25 protein-coding genes are annotated in these 22304 nt (G+C 44.1%); all 25 read right to left on the bottom strand.

Features of this window, described 5'->3' with window-relative positions; genetic code table 11:
• Entirely contained in the window at positions 1-297 is a 297-nt protein-coding gene (gene fliE / locus ACFQ2J_RS03100) for a flagellar hook-basal body complex protein FliE (RefSeq protein ID WP_386056477.1), read from the bottom strand.
• 19 nt (positions 298-316) lie between these two features.
• Entirely contained in the window at positions 317-769 is a 453-nt protein-coding gene (gene flgC, locus ACFQ2J_RS03095) for a flagellar basal body rod protein FlgC (protein WP_386056475.1), read from the bottom strand.
• Between the two features lie 2 nt (positions 770-771).
• Complete coding sequence (gene flgB, locus ACFQ2J_RS03090) at positions 772-1167, bottom strand: flagellar basal body rod protein FlgB (RefSeq protein ID WP_386056473.1); 396 nt, start codon at positions 1165-1167, stop codon at positions 772-774.
• A 461-nt stretch (positions 1168-1628) separates the two neighbouring features.
• Positions 1629-2408 (bottom strand): GTP-sensing pleiotropic transcriptional regulator CodY, encoded by a 780-nt coding sequence (codY, locus tag ACFQ2J_RS03085; RefSeq protein WP_386056471.1) that lies wholly within the window; start codon positions 2406-2408, stop codon positions 1629-1631.
• A gap of 32 nt (positions 2409-2440) precedes the next feature.
• Entirely contained in the window at positions 2441-3835 is a 1395-nt protein-coding gene (gene hslU / locus ACFQ2J_RS03080) for an HslU--HslV peptidase ATPase subunit (RefSeq protein WP_386056469.1), read from the bottom strand.
• Positions 3836-3849: 14 nt separating this feature from the next.
• Complete coding sequence (hslV, locus tag ACFQ2J_RS03075) at positions 3850-4395, bottom strand: ATP-dependent protease subunit HslV (protein WP_386056468.1); 546 nt, start codon at positions 4393-4395, stop codon at positions 3850-3852.
• Positions 4396-4406: 11 nt separating this feature from the next.
• The gene (gene xerC / locus ACFQ2J_RS03070; protein WP_386056466.1) at positions 4407-5315 is read right to left on the bottom strand and encodes a tyrosine recombinase XerC; all 909 of its coding nucleotides are present in this window, start codon (positions 5313-5315) and stop codon (positions 4407-4409) included.
• A gap of 64 nt (positions 5316-5379) precedes the next feature.
• Positions 5380-6681, bottom strand: coding sequence for an FADH(2)-oxidizing methylenetetrahydrofolate--tRNA-(uracil(54)-C(5))-methyltransferase TrmFO (trmFO, locus tag ACFQ2J_RS03065; RefSeq protein ID WP_386056464.1), 1302 nt, complete (start codon positions 6679-6681; stop codon positions 5380-5382).
• A 755-nt stretch (positions 6682-7436) separates the two neighbouring features.
• Complete coding sequence (gene topA / locus ACFQ2J_RS03060; protein WP_386056462.1) at positions 7437-9512, bottom strand: type I DNA topoisomerase; 2076 nt, start codon at positions 9510-9512, stop codon at positions 7437-7439.
• Positions 9513-9674: 162 nt separating this feature from the next.
• Positions 9675-10550, bottom strand: coding sequence for a DNA-processing protein DprA (dprA, locus tag ACFQ2J_RS03055; protein WP_386056460.1), 876 nt, complete (start codon positions 10548-10550; stop codon positions 9675-9677).
• 80 nt (positions 10551-10630) lie between these two features.
• Positions 10631-11533 carry a succinate--CoA ligase subunit alpha gene (gene sucD / locus ACFQ2J_RS03050; RefSeq protein ID WP_386056459.1) on the bottom strand — a complete coding sequence of 301 codons (903 nt, stop codon included), beginning with the start codon at positions 11531-11533 and terminating at the stop codon, positions 10631-10633.
• Between the two features lie 16 nt (positions 11534-11549).
• The gene (gene sucC, locus ACFQ2J_RS03045) at positions 11550-12710 is read right to left on the bottom strand and encodes an ADP-forming succinate--CoA ligase subunit beta (protein WP_386056457.1); all 1161 of its coding nucleotides are present in this window, start codon (positions 12708-12710) and stop codon (positions 11550-11552) included.
• A gap of 158 nt (positions 12711-12868) precedes the next feature.
• Entirely contained in the window at positions 12869-13147 is a 279-nt protein-coding gene (locus tag ACFQ2J_RS03040; protein WP_386056455.1) for an EscU/YscU/HrcU family type III secretion system export apparatus switch protein, read from the bottom strand.
• Positions 13144-15057, bottom strand: a complete 1914-nt coding sequence (locus ACFQ2J_RS03035; protein WP_386056453.1) for a hypothetical protein — start codon at positions 15055-15057, stop codon at positions 13144-13146. The genes ACFQ2J_RS03040 and ACFQ2J_RS03035 overlap by 4 nt, the downstream gene beginning before the upstream one ends.
• A 10-nt stretch (positions 15058-15067) precedes the next feature.
• The gene (locus tag ACFQ2J_RS03030) at positions 15068-15844 is read right to left on the bottom strand and encodes a ribonuclease HII (RefSeq protein ID WP_386056451.1); all 777 of its coding nucleotides are present in this window, start codon (positions 15842-15844) and stop codon (positions 15068-15070) included.
• Positions 15845-15976: 132 nt separating this feature from the next.
• Entirely contained in the window at positions 15977-16828 is an 852-nt protein-coding gene (ylqF, locus tag ACFQ2J_RS03025) for a ribosome biogenesis GTPase YlqF (RefSeq protein ID WP_386056449.1), read from the bottom strand.
• Positions 16829-16836: 8 nt separating this feature from the next.
• Complete coding sequence (gene lepB, locus ACFQ2J_RS03020; RefSeq protein WP_386056447.1) at positions 16837-17385, bottom strand: signal peptidase I; 549 nt, start codon at positions 17383-17385, stop codon at positions 16837-16839.
• A 271-nt stretch (positions 17386-17656) separates the two neighbouring features.
• Positions 17657-18001: a 50S ribosomal protein L19 gene (rplS, locus tag ACFQ2J_RS03015; protein ID WP_386056446.1), complete on the bottom strand. Its 345-nt coding sequence runs from the start codon at positions 17999-18001 to the stop codon at positions 17657-17659.
• A gap of 127 nt (positions 18002-18128) precedes the next feature.
• On the bottom strand, positions 18129-18863 hold the full coding sequence (trmD, locus tag ACFQ2J_RS03010) for a tRNA (guanosine(37)-N1)-methyltransferase TrmD (protein ID WP_386056444.1): 735 nt from the start codon (positions 18861-18863) through the stop codon (positions 18129-18131).
• A complete protein-coding gene (gene rimM, locus ACFQ2J_RS03005) occupies positions 18863-19378 on the bottom strand; it encodes a ribosome maturation factor RimM (protein WP_386056442.1) in 516 nt (171 codons plus the stop codon). The genes trmD and rimM overlap by 1 nt, the downstream gene beginning before the upstream one ends.
• Positions 19379-19383: 5 nt before the next feature.
• Positions 19384-19764, bottom strand: coding sequence for a YlqD family protein (locus ACFQ2J_RS03000; protein ID WP_386058329.1), 381 nt, complete (start codon positions 19762-19764; stop codon positions 19384-19386).
• Positions 19765-20019: 255 nt separating this feature from the next.
• On the bottom strand, positions 20020-20247 hold the full coding sequence (locus ACFQ2J_RS02995) for a KH domain-containing protein (protein ID WP_386056440.1): 228 nt from the start codon (positions 20245-20247) through the stop codon (positions 20020-20022).
• 14 nt (positions 20248-20261) lie between these two features.
• On the bottom strand, positions 20262-20534 hold the full coding sequence (rpsP, locus tag ACFQ2J_RS02990; protein WP_386056438.1) for a 30S ribosomal protein S16: 273 nt from the start codon (positions 20532-20534) through the stop codon (positions 20262-20264).
• 83 nt (positions 20535-20617) lie between these two features.
• Positions 20618-21961: a signal recognition particle protein gene (gene ffh / locus ACFQ2J_RS02985; RefSeq protein WP_386056437.1), complete on the bottom strand. Its 1344-nt coding sequence runs from the start codon at positions 21959-21961 to the stop codon at positions 20618-20620.
• Between the two features lie 13 nt (positions 21962-21974).
• The gene (locus tag ACFQ2J_RS02980; protein WP_386056435.1) at positions 21975-22304 is read right to left on the bottom strand and encodes a putative DNA-binding protein; all 330 of its coding nucleotides are present in this window, start codon (positions 22302-22304) and stop codon (positions 21975-21977) included.

Here is a 22304-nt window from a genome sequence, read left to right as displayed (position 1 = left end):
TTACACTTGCATTCTCATGACTTCTTTATAAGCTTCCACTACTTTTGATTGGATCTCCACAGATGTCTGTAATGTAATGCTCGCCTTTTGAGCAGTAACCATGACATCATGCAAGTCATCCACTTCACCTTTCGCCAATGCTTCCGTTTTCTTATCTGATGTGATTTGGGAACGATTCACATTGTCGATTGCATCTTTTAAAGATTTTGAAAAATTCGCATGCGCTTCTCCTGGTGTGAGCCTGTTCGTGCTTTGTGCACCCATCGGAGCGAGCATATTCATACGGATTGGATCCATCCGGTATTCCCCCTAATGTTTACTTTCCGATTTCGAGTGCTTTCATCATCATGCTTTTACTTGCATTCAATGAGGTGACGTTCGCCTCATAAGATCTTGTTGCACTCATCAAATCTACCATTTCTTTAAGTGGATCTACATTTGGAAGCTGTACATATCCTTCGTCATTAGCATCTGGATGATTCGGATTGAAAACGACTCGGAACGGTTCGTCATCTGAAACAATTTCACTGACTCTGACACCTTTTCCTGGATTCGATCCATTCGTTGCTTGATGTAAAAAAGATTGAAACGACTGTCCGGTTGGTTCAATCACGACCATTTTTCTCCGATACGGCTCCCACTGCCCTGCTTCATTCTGGGTAGCTCTGGTGGAATCGGCATTTGCGATGTTGGATGAAACGACATCCATGCGCAAACGTTGTGCTGTAAGGGCACTTGCACTAGTATTCATCGAATGAAAGATACTCATGATCATCTGCCTCCCTTGATAACGGATTGCATGCTTCGGAATTTCCCATTGATCCGGTCCACTACTGCCTGGTAATAGATTTGATTCTTCGCAAGTTCATTCATTTCTTTATCAATATCCACGTTGTTTCCGTTATGGTTATATGTAGTTTGCCTATCTTTTAAGACTCTGTAAGGCATGTGTTCTGATGTGCCGAACGGAAGATGTCTTTCGTGCGTACGCTTCGCTTCGAATCCACTTCCAAGCTCCGAGTCGAACACTTCCTTGAACTGCACGCTTTCCGCCTTATACCCCGGTGTGTCCACATTGGCGATATTGTTCGATATCGCTTTGTTTTTTCGTGCAGAATAATCAAGGGATTGTTCCAGCGTACGGATCGTACCCCCAAACAAATTCATCATAGGGATCCTCCCATCAATTGGTTTTATAACCAGGTCCTACTAAAAGTATTGTAAGAAATGCAATGTATACTGTCTATGTATTTTCGTCATTAATAGAGTGAAATCGATAAAAAGGGACAAAAGGTATGGGTCTTTCGCGCTAACAATTGGTAATCTCTCACAAAAGTATATGTTTTCGGAAATCCTTGTCGGAATATATCGAATAAACAACTTGTTCGGTATCTATTATTACATAAATCAACATCTAATCACATGAAATTTTTGTTAATATTGTTAATTATGTCTTTCTCCCTATTAAACATGTGTCATTGTATCCGATATAGAAAAGTTCACCGAAAAATTACTTTATTCATGAATCATAGATATCTTTTCAACTAGAACTTTTTGATCAAAAATCGCGTACGAGCGCATTTAAAAAAGAGGTCCATTCAAAATGGACCTCTTTACATATATATTTATTAATTTGTGCGCAACTTCTGCAGTTCAAGAAGGAAGTTGTTGTTCAGAACTTTAATATACGTCCCTTTCATGCCAAGGGAACGTGATTCGATGACCCCTGCACTTTCCAGTTTACGTAGCGCGTTAACTATGACAGAACGAGTGATTCCTACCCGGTCTGCGATCTTACTTGCAACAAGCAGGCCTTCATTGCCTTCCAGCTCATCAAAGATGTGTTCGATTGCTTCCAGTTCACTATAGGATAGAGAGCTGATCGCCATTTGAACAACAGCTTTGCTGCGAGCTTCCTGCTCAATTTCTTCAGTTTTCTCATGAAGAATCTCCATACCCACCACAGTTGCGCCATACTCTGCAAGAAGAAGGTCATCTTCTTCAAAGCTCTCTGTCAAACGACTAAGGATCAACGTGCCAAGTCGTTCACCACCACCGATGATCGGTACAATCGTTGTCAGCCCTTTTTCGAAAAGGTCGCGGTTCTCGACCGGAAACGCAGTGAACTCGCTATCGATATCCAAATTCGCAGTAGTTTCCTGGATGCTGAATAGGTTCTGCGTGTATTCCTGCGGGAACTGACGTTCAGAAAGCATCGCTTTCATCCGTTCGTTTTCAATTTCCTGCTTGATTGAAAATCCAAGCAATTTCCCTCTACGGCTAAGAACGAAAATGTTCGCTCCAATCGTATCACGAAGGGTTGCTGACATATCGTTGAAGTCTACAGACTTACCTGTCGTTTTTTGCAGCATCGAGTTTATTTTCCGTGCTCGTTCTAATAGTTCCATTAATAATTCCTCCTAACTGAACTTACAACATCTTAAAGAATATATCGGCTCAGATCTCTGTTTTTTACAATACTACTTAATTTATCTTCAACATACTTAGGTGTGATCTGGATCGTTTCCATCGTAACATCCGGAGCTTCGAAAGATAAATCTTCCAGCAGCTTTTCAAGGATTGTATGCAGTCTGCGTGCACCGATGTTATCCGTTTCCTGATTTACCTCGTATGCGATTTCTGCGAGTTTAGTAACAGCATCGTCAGAAAATTCAATTTTTATACCTTCCGTCTCAATTAACGCCTGGTATTGTTTCAACAGCGCATTGGAAGGTTCGGTAAGGATGTTTTTGAAATCTTCGATCGATAGTTTATCCAACTCGACGCGAATCGGAAACCTGCCCTGAAGTTCAGGGATTAAATCAGATGGTTTCGCCATATGAAAAGCGCCTGCAGCTACAAACAGAATATGATCCGTTTTCACTGGACCGTATTTCGTTACAATTGTCGAACCTTCGACGATAGGCAGGATGTCGCGCTGGACACCTTCACGGGAGACATTGCCCTGATTCTCACCTTTGGCTGCAACCTTATCGATTTCGTCAATAAAAATCATTCCCGATTGCTCGACTTTATAAACAGCCTCCTGGGTCACTTCATCCATATCGATCAGCTTCTGCGCTTCATCGTGGGTCAGCACTTTCCTCGCTTCTGAGACAGGAAGTCTGCGCTTTTTCTTTTTCTTAGGCATGAACTGGCTGAATGCATCCTGCATATTCATCCCCATCTGTTCCATACCAGAACCCTGAAGCATGTCGAACATCGATCCCTGTTGCTCTTCCACTTCGACATTCACCATCGTATCTTCGAGTTCACCCATCGCCAGCTGTTGAGCGATCCGCTTCCGCTTCGTCTCGATCTGCTCATCTTCTTCTTTTGATTCATCCTGATTGGAGGAATCAGCCTGCTGATTGAAGATCATCTCGAATGGATTTTTGAAGTTGTTCTGCTTCTTTTTCTCAGGAACGATCAACTTCACCAATCGTTTGTTGGCAAGCTCTTCCGCTTTAACCTTGACTGTTTCCATTTTTTCCTCTTTGACCATCCGCACAGCAGTTTCCACTAAATCACGGACCATCGATTCTACGTCACGGCCTACATAGCCTACTTCCGTAAACTTGGTAGCCTCCACTTTCACAAATGGAGCACCTACAAGCTTCGCCAGTCTGCGTGCGATTTCGGTTTTACCTACTCCAGTCGGTCCGATCATAAGGATATTCTTCGGTACGATCTCTTCCTTGAACTGATCGTCGAGCCGCATCCTGCGATACCTGTTACGCAACGCTACAGCCACAGCTTTCTTGGCATCATTCTGGCCGATGATATATTGATCCAGTCTATTGACAATCTGTCGTGGAGTCAATTCGAAAGACATGTTCCACCGCCTCCTTATTCAATGACTTCCAAAGTAATCTGGTCATTTGTGAACACACAGATTTCTCCAGCAATTTCAAGCGCAGCTTGCGCAATATCTTTTGCTGATTTTTCCGGAGAATAGCGCTTCAGGGCACGACCTGCACTGAGTGCGTAATTGCCCCCTGAGCCGATTGCTAGGATACCATCATCCGGTTCGATCACTTCTCCTGTACCGGAAACGAGGAACATCTCTTCCTTATCCATTACGATCAGCATCGCTTCGAGCTTTCGAAGCACCTTATCACTGCGCCATTCTTTTGCAAGCTCCACCGAAGCACGTGCCAGATTTCCGTTGTAGGTTTCAAGGTTGGCTTCGAATTTTTCGAATAACGTAAATGCATCTGCAACAGAACCGGCAAAACCAGCTAACACGTTACCTTTGAAAAGCCTGCGCACCTTTTTAGCCTTATGTTTCATCACGACCTGGTTCCCCAATGTCACTTGACCATCTCCGCTCATCGCGCATGCGCCGGCATGACGAATGGCAAAGATTGTCGTGGCATGGAATTGTTGATCCATTTTCATCACCTCTATTTATTCGCTCGTGGATGACTGTTCATATATATATTACGTAAATGGTCCTTCGTAACATGCGTATAAATCTGTGTCGATGATAATTGTTCATGGCCCAATAATTCCTGGACAGACCTTAAATCCGCACCAGCATTAAGCATATGGGTAGCAAAGGAGTGTCTGAGTTTGTGAGGATGGATCTTAACTGTAAGTGCAGCTTTTTCCACCATCTTATTCAGGATATACCTGACACCATCATCCGTTAATGCAGCACCCTTCGCATTTAGGAATAAAGCATTGTGCTCCACCTTCCCTTTGCCCATCAAAACTGCTCGACCATCGGATACGTATGTTTTCAGTGCATCTTCTGCAAATTTGCCGAAAGGGATATACCTTTCTTTGTTCCCTTTCCCTCTCACAAGTACAGTGCCAAGTTCCAAGTCAATGTCCTGTAGCCGTATGCCGACACATTCACTTACACGGATACCCGTACCATACATCAGTTCGATCAATGCCTGGTTTCTTTGACCTGATGCAGTAGATTTGTCGCTGATCGAAAAAAGTTTATCGAGTTCTTCTTCATAAAAGAATTCAGGAATCGGCTTCTTTTCTTTTGGCAGGGATACACTTTTGAAAGGATTGCTTTCAACAATCGCTTCCCTTTCCAGGAAACGATAGAACGAACGCAAACAGGAAAGTTTGCGGGAGACCGATCGTCTGGAAAGTTTCCTTTCATATAAGCTGGTCAAATAGACACGGATCAGCTGGTAATCCACATCCCGTAATGCTGAATAACCTTCTGTGCGCACAAAAAGAAAAAACGCATCCACATCTTTTTCATAGTGCTGAACAGTCAATGAAGATGCATTTTTTTCAATTTGCAAATATTCTATGAATAATGATTTCGCTTTCTGTAGTTCATTCACAACATCACCTCATCAAGGCGTTTAAATTTTATCACACTACCTTCGAAAGTGGCAACGAATTTCACTAAATTGTAATAAAATTCTGAATTGTTTCCAATGCTCGTTCTGCGTAAGCTTCATTTCTTTCTTTTTTATTTTTGATTTTCTTATCAAGTGGCTTGATCAGACCGAAGTTCGCATTCATCGGCTGGAAGTTTTTCGGATTTGTTGCAGTGATATAATGCGCCATACTTCCCATCATCGTTTCGTGAGGGAGGGTGATCGGTTCTTCACCTTTCACCAGCTTTGCTGCATTGATTCCGGCTAATAATCCAGCAGCAGCCGACTCCACGTAACCTTCCACACCAGTCATTTGTCCAGCGAAGAATAGGTCCTCCCTATCTTTATATTGATAGGTCGGCTTCAACAGGTTCGGTGAGTTGATGAATGTATTTCTATGCATTACTCCGTAACGGACGATTTCTGCATTTTCTAGTCCTGGAATCATCTGCAGCACTTCTTTTTGAGGGCCCCATTTCAAGTGTGTCTGGAAACCTACCATATTATAGAGAGTGCCTGCAGCATCATCCTGCCGAAGCTGTACGACAGCGTATGGTGTTTTACCAGTTTTCGGATCCTCCAGCCCCACAGGCTTCAACGGTCCGAACAACATCGTTTTTCTTCCACGTTCAGCCATGACTTCAATCGGCATACAGCCTTCGAAGAAAATCTCTTTTTCAAACTCTTTCAAGGGAACCGTTTCGGCTTCGATCAATGCATCATAGAAACGGTTGAATTCTTCCTCCGTCATCGGACAGTTCAGATACGCGGCTTCCCCTTTATCATACCTTGACTTTAAGTACACTTTGTCCATATCGATAGAATCTTTTTCAATGATCGGTGCAGCAGCATCGTAAAAATATAAGTATTCCTCTCCTGTCATTTCTTTCAATTGGCTGGAGAGCGCTTCGGAAGTCAATGGACCTGTAGCAATGATCACAGGACCTTCTGGAATTTCCTTTATTTCTTCATTAAATACCGTAACATTCGGATGGTTTTTGACACTTTCTGTCACATGACTTGCAAATTCATGGCGGTCTACTGCCAATGCCCCTCCGGCAGGTACCTGGCAACGATCAGCAGCCTCGATGATAACAGAGTCCAGTTTACGCATTTCCTCTTTAATTACCCCTACTGCATTCGTCAAACTATTTGCGCGCAGCGAGTTACTGCATACGAGCTCAGCGAATTTATCTGTATGATGAGCCGGTGTCTGCTTCTGCGGTCTCATCTCATAAAGGTGGACCTGTACTCCACGTTTTGCAATCTGCCATGCAGCTTCACTTCCAGCAAGACCTGCACCAATAACGGTTACATGTTGATTCATAAGGAATTCTCCTTTCGATCCTGTCAAGTAGATTCACTTACCATTCGGTAATTATATCTCCACGCAATCCTGGTGTCAAATGTTTCTTTATCTTACTTTATCATCGCATAACTCCATCATCCTACCAAAAGTTCTGTTCCAACCAGTCACCCTTGTTCTTAAATACAAATGCTCTATTAAATCTCAATGTTTAATTCACGAATGTGATTTCGAAAAATTTAGTATTCGTGGCCGAACCAGTGGAAAGGGCGGCGGGGAAACTACTCGCTTTCCTGTGGGGGAGCTGGCGAGCCTCCTCGGTCGTTTTACTCCCTGCGGCGTCTCGCCTAGGCCCTTCTCCCACGGGAGTCTCGCAGTTTCCCCGCCACCCTCTATGTTTTTGATGAACGACTCCTGGTTCCACATGATTTACAAAAAAACAGGTTAATTCACTTTTCCTTAGGTTCAAAGAACAGCAAATCGATGTTTCCTTAGACTGACAAAGGAAGGAGGTCCGGGAAATTGCGAAACTCCTATGGGGTGAAAATGAGCGGTGAGATCCCGGAAGGCGAAGCATGAGGAAGCTCACCACATTCCCATGGAAAGCGAGTAATTTCCAGCACCTCCTTATATCCTTACCTAGAACGGAAACCACTTTTCTCGTCAGTGAGTCTTTAGCCTAGGGTGATTGTTCCATTACTCGGTTTTATTGTTGATAAAAACACTAGTGAATGATGTTAAAGAGAGCCAAAAAAAAGCAAGCATGGAGTCCATGCTTACTTTTGTGCTTCTTCTTTATAATCACACTCTGTACATTGGATCTGTACACCTTTTTTCGATTTCTTTTCAACCAGTAAGTTGCTGCACTTCGGACAAGGTCTGCTGATCGGTTTGTCCCAGGAGATGAAATCACATTCCGGGTACCTTTCACATCCATAAAAAGTACGGCGTTTCTTACTTTTTCTTTCGACCACTTCGCCTTCCTTACATTTAGGACAGGTGACTCCGACCTTTTTAAGGATCGGCTTCGTGTTTCGGCAGTCAGGGAAATTGGAACAAGCCAGGAACTTACCATAGCGTCCCATCTTATAAACCATTTCATGACCGCATTTTTCACAGTCCACCCCTGCAGGTTCATCTTTGATTTCGACTTTTTCCATTTCTTTTTCTGCCTTTTTCAGGCGTGGTTCGAATCCCTGATAGAATTCACTGATGATCGTTACCCACTCATTCTTTCCTTCTTCGATGGCATCAAGGTCTTCTTCCATTTTGGCCGTGAATTTGACATCAATGATTTCCGGGAAGTATTCTCTGACAAGCTCCAGCACGATTTCCCCTAATTCTGTTGGAACGAAACGTTTGTTATCCAATGCCACATAACCTCGGCGTTGAATCGTATCTAGAGTAGGAGCATACGTAGAAGGACGCCCGATGCCTAGTTCCTCCATTGTCCTGACTAGTCTAGCTTCCGTGTAGCGTGGAGGGGGCTGTGTGAAGTGCTGATTCGGATTGATCGCATCTGCTTTCACTTTCATGCCTTCCTCGAGTTCAGGCAACAGCTTGTTTTCCTCTTTTTTGTTATCGTCTGTTCCCTCGATATAAATTTTCATGAACCCCTTGAACTTCACCTGGGATCCGGAGGCTCTGAATTCCACCCCTTCATTCTCCATGTGCACGGTAACTGTATCGAGTACAGCCGGAGCCATTTGACTGGCGATGAAGCGATCCCAAATCAATTTATATAGCTTGTATTGATCGTTGCTCAAGATCCCTTTCATCGACTTCGGGTCACGGGAAGCTGAAGTTGGGCGGACCGCTTCGTGCGCATCCTGAGCCCCTTCCTTCTTTTTCTTCTTCTTGTTCCCACCGTGGAATTCCTTACCGAAATTTTCGGTAATGTAGTCCAGTGCCTCGTTTTGGGCCGTTTCGGATAGGCGTGTCGAATCTGTACGCATATAGGTGATCAGACCAACTGTACCTTGCTTTTTACCTAGATCGATTCCTTCATACAACTGTTGTGCCACCATCATGGTCTTCCGGGCACGGAAGTTAAGCTTTCGTGCAGCTTCCTGTTGAAGGGATGAAGTAGTGAACGGGGCAGATGGATTCCTTCTGCGCTCACGTTTATTGACTTTCTCAACCTTGAATTGCTTGCCTTTCAGCTTTTCAAGAACTTGATCGACATCTTCTTTCGTTTTCAACTCTTGCTTCTTACCGTCAATTCCATAGAACGAGCCTTCGAACTTTTCTTTTTCCTTCAAAAAGTCCGCTTCAATCGACCAGTATTCTTCCGGTTCGAAACTCTTTATTTCATTTTCACGATCGATGATCAACCGGACTGCAACGGATTGGACACGACCTGCACTCAATCCTTTTTTGACTTTCTTCCATAATATAGGGCTGATATTGTAACCTACCAGACGATCGAGTATCCTTCTGGCCTGTTGGGCGTCAACACGATCCATATCAATCGTACGCGGATGCTTGAACGAGTCTTTCACCGCATCTTTCGTGATTTCATTGAAGACTACCCGGCATTCCGATTTGTCGTCTATGTCAAGACTGTGTGCCAAATGCCATGCAATCGCTTCCCCTTCGCGATCGGGGTCGGCTGCGAGATAGACGCGTTTAGCCTTTTTGGCCGCTGTTTTAAGTTCTTTCAGTACAGGCCCTTTACCGCGAATTGTAATATATTTCGGATTGAATTCATTTTCAGCATCCACGCCCATCTGACTTTTCGGCAAGTCGCGGACGTGACCCATCGATGCTTTCACTTTGTACTTTTTTCCTAGGTATTTTTCTATTGTCTTTGCTTTTGCTGGTGATTCAACGATAACTAGATAATCTGCCATTCCTGTGCCTCCCATAGAGGTATGATTAGATAAATGAATTGTAATGATAAATCTTCCCTATTATTAAATACTTTGATTTGATTTGTCAAACAGCAATGGTCTGAATTTTAAAAAAATAAACATTTACCCGACTGTTTTCGACAGAAATTGATGGTGTATCATCTAAAATTCAGGATAATTTTCAATAATATCATAGGTATTTCGAACTAATTTTGCCCCATCCTGTATCATTTGATGACATCCTTCGCTTTGTGGGTTCAAAATGGAGCCAGGAACTGCAAAGACCTCCCGACCTTGTTCGAGCGCCTGCTCGACCGTGATCAATGAACCGCTTCGTGCTTTCGCTTCAATTACTAGTGTGCCAAATGTCAGCCCACTGATAATCCTATTTCGTTCTGGAAAATGATGGCGCTGAGCTTTCACATGAGGGGGATATTCTGATACAACGAGGTGGGAATCCGCAATTCTATGGTAGAGAGTGGTGTTCGACTTGGGGTAAATATGCTCGAATCCTGAACCGATCACTGCAATCGTTTTCCCATCATATCGCATCGAAAGCTGGTGTGCAAACTGGTCGACTCCGACTGCCATTCCACTGACGATCACCCATCCGTGTTTAATCAAAGGCGGAAGAAGATGGTTCATCGTATCAAAGGCATCTTTAGATGGACGTCTTGTCCCAATCACACTAATTGAAGGCATTGTATGGAGGAGTGAAGGATCACCATTCAAATAGAGGACAAGTGGAGGATCTGGGATACACTTCAGTAACGCTGGATAATCAGCATCTAGAAATGCTGTGATGGAGTACTTGTTCATGGAAGTTTCCATCAACCGTCTGTATGTTTCATCATGTAGTTCATGATAGATCAAGGTTGCACGTTTAAGTGGAATTTGCAATGTTTCAGAGAGGGATTTCGATGATAAGGTAAAGAAGAGGTTAAGTGAGGGATCCACGGTCAGCATGCGACGTAAAAGCCGTCTGTTAATGTTCCTGCAGCCGTGAAGAAGGATTAATCTTCGTTTCAATACTTTCAATCGCCAACGTCCTTTCTTCAGTGAATATAGAAAGAAGACCGTGCATGAGGCAATTCCCCTCATACACGATCTCTCATTAATCAGTGTGTTTTACATTTGTCATACATGTCATTTTCTTTAAGTACTTCGATCAACGTTTCACCCATTACAGATGGCGTTTCCGCAACTTTGATGCCGCACTCGTTCATGACGCGGATTTTTTCATCAGCTGTACCTTTACCACCGGAAATGATCGCACCAGCATGTCCCATACGCTTTCCTGGAGGTGCTGTACGTCCACCGATGAAGCCGACGACAGGCTTCTTCATGTTGGCTTTCACCCATTCTGCAGCCTCTTCTTCAGCAGTACCACCGATTTCACCAATCATGATTACTGCATACGTATCTTCATCTTCATTGAATTCTTTCAGAACATCGATGAAGTTCGTTCCATTGACAGGGTCTCCACCGATTCCTACCGCTGTAGACTGACCGATACCTGCTTCAGAAAGCTGATGTACCGCTTCATATGTCAATGTTCCGGAACGGGACACAACACCAACATGACCTTTGTTGTGGATGTATCCAGGCATGATACCGATTTTACATTCATCCGGAGTGATGACACCAGGGCAGTTAGGACCGACAAGGCGTGTTTTCTTGCCTTCCATATAACGCTTGACCTTAACCATGTCCATTACCGGGATGTGCTCTGTGATACAGATGGCAAGATCCATTTCAGCATCTGTCGCTTCCATGATTGCATCTGCAGCGAATGGTGCAGGTACATAAATGACAGAAGCAGTCGCCCCTGTTGCCTGCACAGCTTCTTCAACTGTGTTGAAAACCGGTACTCCTTCTACTTCCGTACCACCTTTACCAGGTGTGACACCACCGACGATCTTCGTACCGTATTCCAGCATCTGTTTCGTATGGAAAAGGGCTGTGGAACCTGTAATCCCTTGTACAATCACTTTCGTATCTTTATTGATATATACACTCATCTGTTTCCCCGCCTTTCTACTTCACTAGTTCTACGATTTTTTGTGCACCGTCTGCCATTGAATCTGCAGAAGTGATATTCAGACCTGATTCATCAAGGATTTTCTTACCTTGGTCGACATTAGTACCTTCCAGACGTACGACAAGTGGAAGTGTAAGGCCGATTTGTTTCGTAGCTTCTACAACACCTTCAGCGATGACATCACACTTCATGATTCCACCGAAAATGTTGACGAAGATACCTTTAACGTTATCATCGGACAAGATCAGCTTGAACGCTTCAGTAACTTTCTCAGTAGTGGCACCGCCCCCAACATCAAGGAAGTTCGCGGGATCGCCGCCATAGTGCTTGATCGTATCCATCGTAGCCATTGCAAGACCTGCACCATTGACCATACATCCGATATTTCCATCCAATGCAATATAGCTCAAATCGAACTTGGAAGCTTCGACTTCTTTTGGATCTTCCTCGTCCAGATCGCGTAGCTCAAGGATATCCTTTTGACGGTAAAGCGCGTTGTCGTCAAAATTCAACTTCGCATCAAGCGCCATGACGCCACCGTCTCCAGTAGTGACCAATGGGTTGATTTCAGCAATCGAACAGTCTTTCTTCACGAATACATCGTAAAGTCCCATCATGAACTTGACCGCTTTGGAAACGGATTCTTTAGGGATGTTGATGTTGAATGCAAGACGACGTGCCTGGAATGGTGTCAGACCTACTACAGGATCGACAACTTCCTTGAAAATCTTCTCAGGAGTCTCTTCAGCAACTTCCTCAATTTCCGTACCGCCTTCTTCAGAAGCCATCACGACAACACGGCTTGTCGCACGGTCAAGAACAACTCCTACATAATATTCACTTTTAATATCGCAGCCTTCTTCGATCAAAAGGCGTTTCACTTCTTTACCTTCTGGACCAGTCTGGTGCGTTACCAGCGTTTTTCCGAGGATTTCATCTGCGTATGTACGCACTTCATCTTCATTTTTAGCGATTTTTACTCCGCCAGCTTTTCCTCGTCCACCTGCATGGATCTGTGCTTTAACGACAGTGACATTTGAACCTAATTTTTTAGAAGCTTCAACAGCTTCATCTACGGTATATGCCACATATCCGTTTGGAACGGAAACGCCAAATTCGCGTAATAATTCTTTACCTTGATACTCGTGAATGTTCATGTTCCATCCTCCCATCAATTTTCACTGCATTTCCATTGTATAAAAAAAAGCGTTGGATTGTCCATAGAAAGCGTTCCCATACGTCGAAAAAATGAGAAAAAGAGAATCTCATGAACGATAAGATAATTATGTAAACAAAAATAGAGCGTTTCAGCGCTCTATTTTCGACTTCCACCTTTGTCGGCTTTGTAAATGAATGCAAAGACTTCTGCTACCACCTGGTAAAGATCTTCAGGGATCTGCTCATTGATGTTCAACTGTGAAAGCAGCTCCACTAAAGTGGCATCCTCCTGGATCGGGACATTGTTTTCTTTTGCTTTCTTGAGGATATTGGCCGCTACTTCACCTTTACCTTTAGCCAGGACTTTAGGCGCTTCCTGTTGATCGGAATTGTAACCTAAGGCAATTGCTTCCGCTCTCTTTTGTTCATCTTTCATATGCGCAGATCCACCCCCTTGAATCGTTGAGAATCTGAGATTGATGCACCAATCTGGTTTGTTGAAGGGGTGCTGTCCATTGGATGCACTTGTATAGACTTCAGTTGATAGCCTAACTTCTCCAGTCCATCTGAAAGTGATTCTTTCATCGATGACGTGAGTACAACCTTGTCCGGTGACATGTTATAGATGGATAAACTGACGTGACGTTCATGAATATTCATATCAATCACGGTTTCCTCCAGGCGATCCAGATCCAAGTAAAACAGGATGTGGCACGTATCCGGATCGATTTCTCCTTTTTCATTTTTTCGACCTTCCACATTCATATGAATGTCTGAATCCGATCCAAGCATGTTCCCCGGAAACACAAAACTCAGCTGTGTCATTTGATTCTGCTCGGAATGTGCAGTCAATTGGATTCCGTTCAATAAATGAATCATCTGCTGGAATCTGTCTCCTTTTACGATTTCAGGCGTATCATTCAAATAGTTCAGCAACCATCCTTTCAATGAGACTTCCTGCTGTACATTTGTGTTTTGATTCATCATTGCTTGAATTCCCGCTTCATCATGGATACCTGAATGCTGCAGCAGCATGTGCATGTTAGCCAGCATCGATTGATTCTTTCCGATAGAAGTTCCCCCATCCGTGGACATACTTGAGACCCAGCGATAGAGGACCTGCTTTTCAGAATGTGTAAGCTGTTTGGATAGAAAATTCTGCAGTTCCTGAATAAAGCCGCCAAGTTTGGCATTCATCGATGCATTCAGGTTTTTTTGATCTTTCAACAGGTTGAGCGCGGTATCCCTCAATTCATTCATCTGAGAGCTCGTATAGTTTTCCAGTCCCCGCACAATCTTGTCGAACGTGCGATTTTTAAATAGATACTGATCCGAAAAATGAAACCGATTGACTGTAGCTGGTGATGAGTTTGCAGACCCTTCGATTGCTTTTCGTAAACCAGCAATCCACTGGTCCAGCGCTTTCCATTCCTTCGAGTTAAGCGGTATTTGTCTATCAAGCAGCTGTTTGAGCGATTCTCCTTGAACTTCCGGTAATTTTTGCTGAGCGAGCGACCGTTCTGCTTCGATAGCTGTCAGGTTGCCTGTCAGGGGGATGTTCGCTTTTTGAGCCCGGTTCAACCATTCTTCTCTGAAAACAGGAAAAGCCTCCGCTTTAACGGTTCCTGCTTTGACAAGAACATCAAAGCTTGCTTTACTGCCTTTACTTAAGTCGTTGATAATCGTGGCAGAAGCAGCGGCTTTCAACGACCCCACCTCTTTCCCGCCAGAAAGCAAAGATAAGGAGTGAAGCAGTTTCTGTTCTGTTGAGGAAAGGCTTCCTTTCTGGTTCAGGGTGTTTGAAAGCTCACTCAATTGCATGGTCAGACTGGACGCTTCTCGAGCAAGCAGAGCATAATAGGTGGACGGGCGGACTGGGAGCTGCCGTTCAAAAATCTGCATGAGAACTTTGACGGCTTTCGAAGTATCGGTGGATTGCTTCAACAGCTGAACCGCCTGACTCAACTCAGATTTTTTAAAAGGAATGGAGCGGCTCAGCAAGTTTTCAAGCAGTAACTTATGCTCTTTCGTCAATTTCAAGCCTAATTGGGCAATCAGGTGTTCAATTCCACGGCCTGAAGCCTGGACGGATTGTTCAGTCAGCACTTTAAGGTTCAGACGTTGCTTCCCGCCCTGAACCTGGAACAGATAGGATTTCCCTAACGTCAGTGACGCCTCGAGCTGCGCCTGGACTGTTTGGCTCCCAACCCTCACACTAGCAGTATTATTAGGATACAGCTTGAGGATTTTCCCTGATAAAATCTGCCCTTCTTTCAGCCCTGTCGCGGAGTTGGCTTTACCCGCATGTTGAATGGATTGAAATAAACCTGACACGATAGGATTCATCTCTCTCCTCCTAACTACTGATCATCGTCGATACTGGAGCGAATGTTACTCTATGATATTTAGTCGGCCCGTATTTTTCCAGTGCGTCCAAGTGGGCTTTGGTACCATAACCTTGATTATTCTTGAAGTCATAAACGGGATATTCCTGGTGGAGTTCTTTCATCATCCGGTCCCTGGTGACTTTTGCAAGGACACTCGCTGCTGCAATCGATACACTGCGGGCATCGCCTTTGATCAACGACTCTTGAGTGCAGTCGAATCCACTCAGTTCCATCGCATCAATCAGCAAGTGATCAGGTTTATTGGTCAAACCTTCGATGGCTCGCTGCATCGCCAGTTTTGTCGCCCTGTATATGTTAATTTCATCAATTTCCGCATTCGATACAATACCTACGGAATAACTGATCGCTTCCTCCCTGATGACGTCGAAGAAAGCCTCCCTCTTCTCAAGAGTCAGTTGCTTCGAGTCATTCAGCCCAGGCAGATAAAAATCTTTATGTAGGATAACTGCTCCTGCTACAACTGGACCCGCCAATGGGCCTCTTCCAGCTTCATCTATACCCGCGATCGACCTTTTCCCTGTCTGGTATTGCTTTTCTTCAAACATCCGCATTTCGTTGAATTTACGCTTCATTTCAAGCGCTCTTTCCTTATTACGGTCGTATTGCTTCAGAAGCTTCTGGATACCTTTTCGTTCATCATTTCTTAACGTCTCTAGTGATTGTCGGGATAGATCCCCATTCTCCAATCTCACTTTAGCTTCGTTGATCGTCATCTTCAAACTCATCGTATTTCCTCCATAATCCTTATATCGGTCAAACAAAACGTATCATAAGTCCGTTCATTTAGAAAACTGGCTTAAACTTTATTAAAGTGCAAAAAAAGCGCTGCTACCTTTGGGATAGCAACGCATCGGACTTTAATCTTCCTGATCAGGGCTTTCAAAGCTGATCGTCCCGATTTTTCCTGAACGGAGATCCTGGATAATCACGTCAGCCGTTTTCTCGAAGTTGACGCGACCGCCACTTTCCAGGCATCCTCGTTTCTTACCTATGGTTTCGAATGCTTCCATCATATCATCGAAATCAGAGAACCCATACCGGTCCTCTAATGCATTTCCATAGTTGCTTTTCAAATAATCAAGGATGTATGCGGCAATATCTTCCGTAGGGAGGATCTGATCTTTGATCGTGCCGATCGACGCAAGTCGGTACCCGACATCTTCATCCTCGAACTTAGGCCAAAGAATTCCCGGTGTATCCAACAGTTCGAAATCCTTTTTGACCTTTATCCATTGCTGGGCAGTCGTAACTCCAGGCCGATCACCCGTTTTAGCTATCTTTTTATTTGCCAGTCGATTGATCAAGGTGGATTTCCCTACATTCGGTATACCCAGGATCATCGCTCTTACAGGACGAGGTCTGATCCCTTTCGCTTTCAGTTTATCCATCTTGTCTTTTGCCATATCCTTCGCCATTTGAATCAGCTTCTGAATATCCTTCGTATTCTGTGCATCGATGGCAATAGCAGGATTCCCCTGCTGATTGAAGTACTCAATCCATTTGCTCGTCAAGTCAGGATCAGCAAGATCCCTTTTCATCAAGACGATCATTCTTGGTTTGGACTGTAGAAGCTGATGAAGCATCGGGTTCTGAGAAGACTCAGGTGACCTGGCATCAACGAGTTCCATGACAAAATCCACCAGCTTAAGCTTTTCTCCTACTTCTCTTTTCGCTTTGGCCATATGACCAGGAAACCATTGTATCGTCATGTCATCACCTATTCTGTAAATCGAATTCTATCCAGCGGCCAATACGTCATGATGGCTTCACCAACGATCGTATCCACCGGTACCACACCAAGCATCCGACTGTCTGTTGAGTTATTGCGATTATCACCAAGTACCAGTACATGGTCTTCCGGGACTTCTTTGTACCCTCCAGGCAGTTCCTCGATGGTAAAGTCCTGTGTCATGATCTGATTTTCGTTCATAGCTGCTTTTCTATCATCCAGGTAAGGCTCATCTACTTTTTCACCATCAATAATGAGCTGGTCATCCTTCATTTCCACATGCTCACCCGGCAGCCCGATCACACGCTTGATGTAATCTTTCCTTTGAGTGGCATGAAAGACGACGACATCATATCTGTCAGGTTCACCAATCGAATAATTCAACTTGCTGACAATCAAGTGATCTCCATCATGTAATGACGGGAGCATTGATGGGCCCTCTACAACTACAGGGGCAAACAAAATGACCCTCACAATGATTGCCAGGATCGCAGCGATTGCAAAAGCTTTCAGCCATTCTAACCATGCCTTGCTCATACAGGCCATCCCTTTCCGAACGAACTATTCAAGTAATTAATCAGACTAACTTTATCGTTATCAAGAATATATGTTGGTCCTGCAAAATAATTTTATTCATGTATTCCAGTTCATAAATCTTTAACCATTATATGCGTTCATTATTATTCATTTGAAGTGTCAGAAAGACTTTGCTTGTCGCCATGTACTTATGGCGATGCTTTAGTACTTTCTTATACTTTCTTGAAGTGCAAAAAAGGAGCTTGACGTCTGCAAGCTCCTTTCGACTTCATTAGATGATTTCTTTAATACGTGCAGCTTTACCGCGTAGGTTGCGCAAGTAGTAAAGTTTAGCACGACGTACTTTACCACGACGGCTGCGTTCGATTTTCTCGATACGTGGAGAATGTACTGGGAAAGTACGCTCGATTCCAACGCCGTAAGAAATTTTACGAACTGTGAAAGTCTCGCTGATTCCGCCGTTCTGACGCTTGATAACAACGCCTTCGAACACCTGGATACGCTCACGGTTACCTTCCACTACTTTCACGTGGACCTTTACCGTGTCACCAGGGCGGAAATCAGGATGATCCGTACGAAGCTGTTCTTTCGTAATCTCATGGATTAATTGTTGCATCCTAATTCACTCCTTCCAAACTAATGTTCATACTTAACTAAGAAGCAGCGGAACATCGTTTTCCGCTTGAACCGAACGTCCAAGCACAAAGAATAATATACCACAGTTCAGGTGCATCTGCAATAGCCTAGCCATTATTTTTGAAGCTTTCAATCCACATCTGTTCCTGCTCTGTGAGATCAACTTCATCAAGCAGTTCAGGGCGCCGCTGCCATGTTCGCTTCAATGACTCTTTTCTGCGCCATTCATCGATTTTAGCATGGTTTCCTGATAATAGAACATCCGGAACCTTATGCCCTCTGAATTCTGCCGGCCTCGTGTAATGAGGATGTTCCAGCACTCCTTCAGAAAAAGAGTCTTTCGGGGCTGATGCTTCGTTCCCCAAGACGCCAGGCAATAGCCTTACGACAGAATCGATGACCACCATTGCTCCAAGTTCGCCGCCTGTCAGGACATAATCACCTATCGAAATTTCATCTGTAACTAGATGCTCCCTGATCCGTTCATCATAGCCTTCATAATGGCCGCAAATGAACACTAGATGCTCCTCGTTTGCTAGTTCTTCCGCCTTCGACTGGGTGTGCGGCTCCCCTTGCGGGCAAAGAAGTACGACTCTTGGTTTCGTATCGTGTTTAGCTTTCAAGTCTTCAACTGCATCAAAAATCGGCTGAGGGGAAAGGACCATCCCCGCTCCTCCACCGTAAGGATAATCATCGACTTTGTTATGTTTATTTTCTGTATAGTCTCTGAAGTTGATGTAATTGTAACGGAACGCACCATTTTCGTGGGCTTTCTTCATAATCGATGTATTCAGGACGCCATCGAACATTTCCGGAAACAATGTAAGGATATCAATTTGCATCAGTCCAGCAACCCTTCTAACGGTTCAATGATGATCGTACCGGATTCAATATCGACTTCTTTTATCACATCTTCGATATAAGGGATCAACGCATCCTTTTCTCCTTTACGCTTCACGACCCACACGTCGTTCGCACCTGGTGAGAGGATTTCTTTCACGTCACCGATTACTGTGCCATCCTGGAGCTTCACTTCGCAGCCGATGATTTCATGGTAATAGAATTCATCTTCCTCGAGGTCTGTCAGCTGGTCTTCTTTGATTCTCAGCATCCCGTTCTTATATCCTTCTACATCATTGATATTCGGGTGTCCTTCGAACTTGATCAGGTCAAAGCCTTTGTGCTGACGATGCGTTTCAATGATCAGTTCTTTCTCTGCTATCCCCTCTTTAGAAAGGTAGAGACATTGACCAGGTTCGAAGCGTTCCTCGAAGTCTGTGATTCTAAGGACTTTAACCTCTCCCCTGATTCCATGTGTATTGACGATTTTACCTACATTGAACATTGTTTGATTCATTTCACTTACCTCGCTTGAATGACGACGCCGTCTTTGATGACGATCGCTTTTTCGTTAGTTATTTCATTCCAGTCCATGCCTTCTTCCACAGTGATAAGGACATCTACTTCATCGATGGTCAGTTCACTTCCATTTGGAAGAACATCCAATTGTTCCATCTTGTACTGCAATGCGCTGATCTTATTTTTTCTTGTATCGATCTCTTTTTTGAACTTCTCGGTCACTTTTGTGCTTGGATAATTCTCTCTGTTCTCAAGCTTTTTCTTTTCAAATTGCAATTGCTGACATTCACGTTCGTATTGCTCCTGTCGATGAACGAGATTTTCATGTAGCTCCTGCCTGCTAACATCGGTCAATATCTGCCTAACGGGAACCTTTTTGATCATCTGCACCAGCGTTACCTCCGGACCATCCCTCAATCAGAGGGGGATCATTGTAAAGCTCCAATCTTTAGAGTGGGAGGTAATAATCACTTTATCTCCCATCCTAAAGATTGGAACATGAGTTGTTCCTGATGGATTCTTCAAGGAAACTCGGCTTATAGGGAAAGCCTTCGTATTCTTTTATACATGATTTTTTTAAATGAGCTAAACATTCTCAGGGTGTAAAAAAAGGGAAAGGTTCAATCCCCTCTCCCTTTCTTACATAATGTCCAGATAGACTCTTTTTTCGCTGTCTGAACCTGCCGCGTAAACGACAGTCCTAATTGCCTTTGCAATGCGTCCATTTTTTCCGATCACCTTGCCGACATCTTCCTGGTTGACAGTGAGGTGATACACGATTTTGCGTTCTTCCTCTTTTACCGTAACCTCGATGTCTGCAGGATGATCGACCAATGGCGTTACAATGGTTTCAATTAAGGCTTTCATGATATCACACTACTTTACTTTTGGTTTTTAGAGTCGTGGAATTTCTTCATGATGCCTTCGTTTGAAAATAGGTTGCGTACTGTGTCGCTTGGTTTAGCACCTTTTGTCATCCAATCCAAAGCTTTCTCTTCGTCAAGTTTAACCTCAACAGGGTTAGCTACTGGATTATATGTGCCAATCTGTTCAATAAAACGTCCATCACGAGGAGAACGTGAATCAGCTACAACAACACGATAGAATGGGTTACGTTTGGATCCCATACGTTTAAGGCGAATTTTTACTGCCATGTTCTAGCACCTCCATAATCAATAATATCAATCACAAGTTTAGATTTTATCAGATGTTTTTCTATGTGTAAAGGTTTTTTACATTACATAAAAGGAAATTTCATTCCTTTGCCCTTTTTACCCTTTTGCATATTGGTCATCTGCTTCATCATCTTCTTCATTTCTTCGAATTGTTTCAACAGGCGGTTCACTTCTGAAACGCTTGTTCCTGACCCTTTGGCTATCCGCTTTTTACGGCTTGCATTCATGACGGACGGGTCGTTCCTTTCGACCTTGGTCATCGACTGGATGATTGCTTCGACATGGGAAATCTGCTTCTCATCCAGCTGAACGTTCTTCATGCCTTTCATTTTGTTGGCACCTGGAATCATGTCAAGCAGTTCATCCAATGGTCCCATGTTACGGACCTGGCCCATCTGTTCCAGGAAATCATCGAACGTGAAAGAGGCTGAGCGCATTTTCTGCTCCAGTTCTTTCGCACGTTTCTCGTCGACGTTCGCCTGAGCTTTTTCAATCAATGTCAGCATGTCTCCCATGCCGAGGATTCTTGAAGCCATGCGTTCAGGGTGGAATTGCTCCAATTGGTCGAGCTTCTCTCCCATACCTGCAAATTTGATCGGTTTATCCGTGACGGCCTTGATGGAAAGAGCCGCACCACCACGTGTGTCACCATCCAATTTAGTAAGGACGACACCAGTGATGTCCAGCTGTTCATTGAAGCTTTCCGCCACATTGACTGCATCCTGACCAGTCATGGCATCGACCACAAGGAAGACCTCATCAGGGTTTACATCCGCCTTGATCTGCTTCAGTTCATCCATCAGGCCTTCATCGACGTGAAGCCGTCCTGCAGTATCGATGATGACATAATCATTGTGCTCTTCTTTTGCATGGGCGATTGCCTCGTTGGCGATATCTACGGGATTCGCATCTGTCCCTTTTGAAAAGACAGGCATGCTCAGCTGTTTACCCAACGTCTCCAGCTGGTTGATAGCTGCAGGACGATAGACGTCTGCTGCGACCAGCAATGGAGTCCGGTTATATTTCTTTCTGAGAAGATTCGCAAGTTTACCTGTGGTCGTTGTTTTACCAGCACCTTGCAAACCTACCATCATGATGACAGTCGGTGGACGATTGGCTACTGCAATCTTGCTTTCATCTCCACCCATCAGTTCTGTCAGTTCTTCTTTGACGACTTTGATTACCTGTTGGCCCGGGGTAAGACTCTCCATTACCTCCTGGCCGATTGCGCGTTCTTTCACACGCTTGACGAAGTCTTTGACCACTTTGAAATTGACGTCGGCCTCAAGAAGGGCCAGACGGACTTCACGGGTCATTTCTTTTACATCTTGTTCGGTTACCTTCCCTTTGCCTTTTATCTTCTGGAACGTTCCTTGCAAACGGTCGGCTAAACCTTCAAATGCCATAGAAGGAAACCTCCTAATCCAATTCTTTTAGTTTGTCCAGCAATTCCGTGAACCTGCCTGAAAGCTCCAAAGATGATGCTTCATCCTGGAGCCGTGAGATCAGTTCCTGACGCTGCTGGAAACGTTCATACAGATTGAGTTTCTTTTCATACTCTTCAAGCATCGCTTCTGTACGTTTGATATTATCATAGACTGCTTGCCGCGACACATCGAACGATTCAGAAATTTCCCCCAGGGAGTAGTCCTCCAGATAATAGAGCTCCATATAGCTCCGTTGCTTAGGGGTCAGTAAAGTCTGGTAGAAATCAAACAAATAATTGATTCTTGTCGTCTTCTCTAGCAC

The sequence above is a fragment of the Thalassobacillus hwangdonensis genome, assembly GCF_042675915.1.
Classification (GTDB): domain Bacteria; phylum Bacillota; class Bacilli; order Bacillales; family Halobacillaceae; genus Thalassobacillus_A; species Thalassobacillus_A hwangdonensis.
This window is presented reverse-complemented; position numbering and strand designations above follow the sequence as displayed.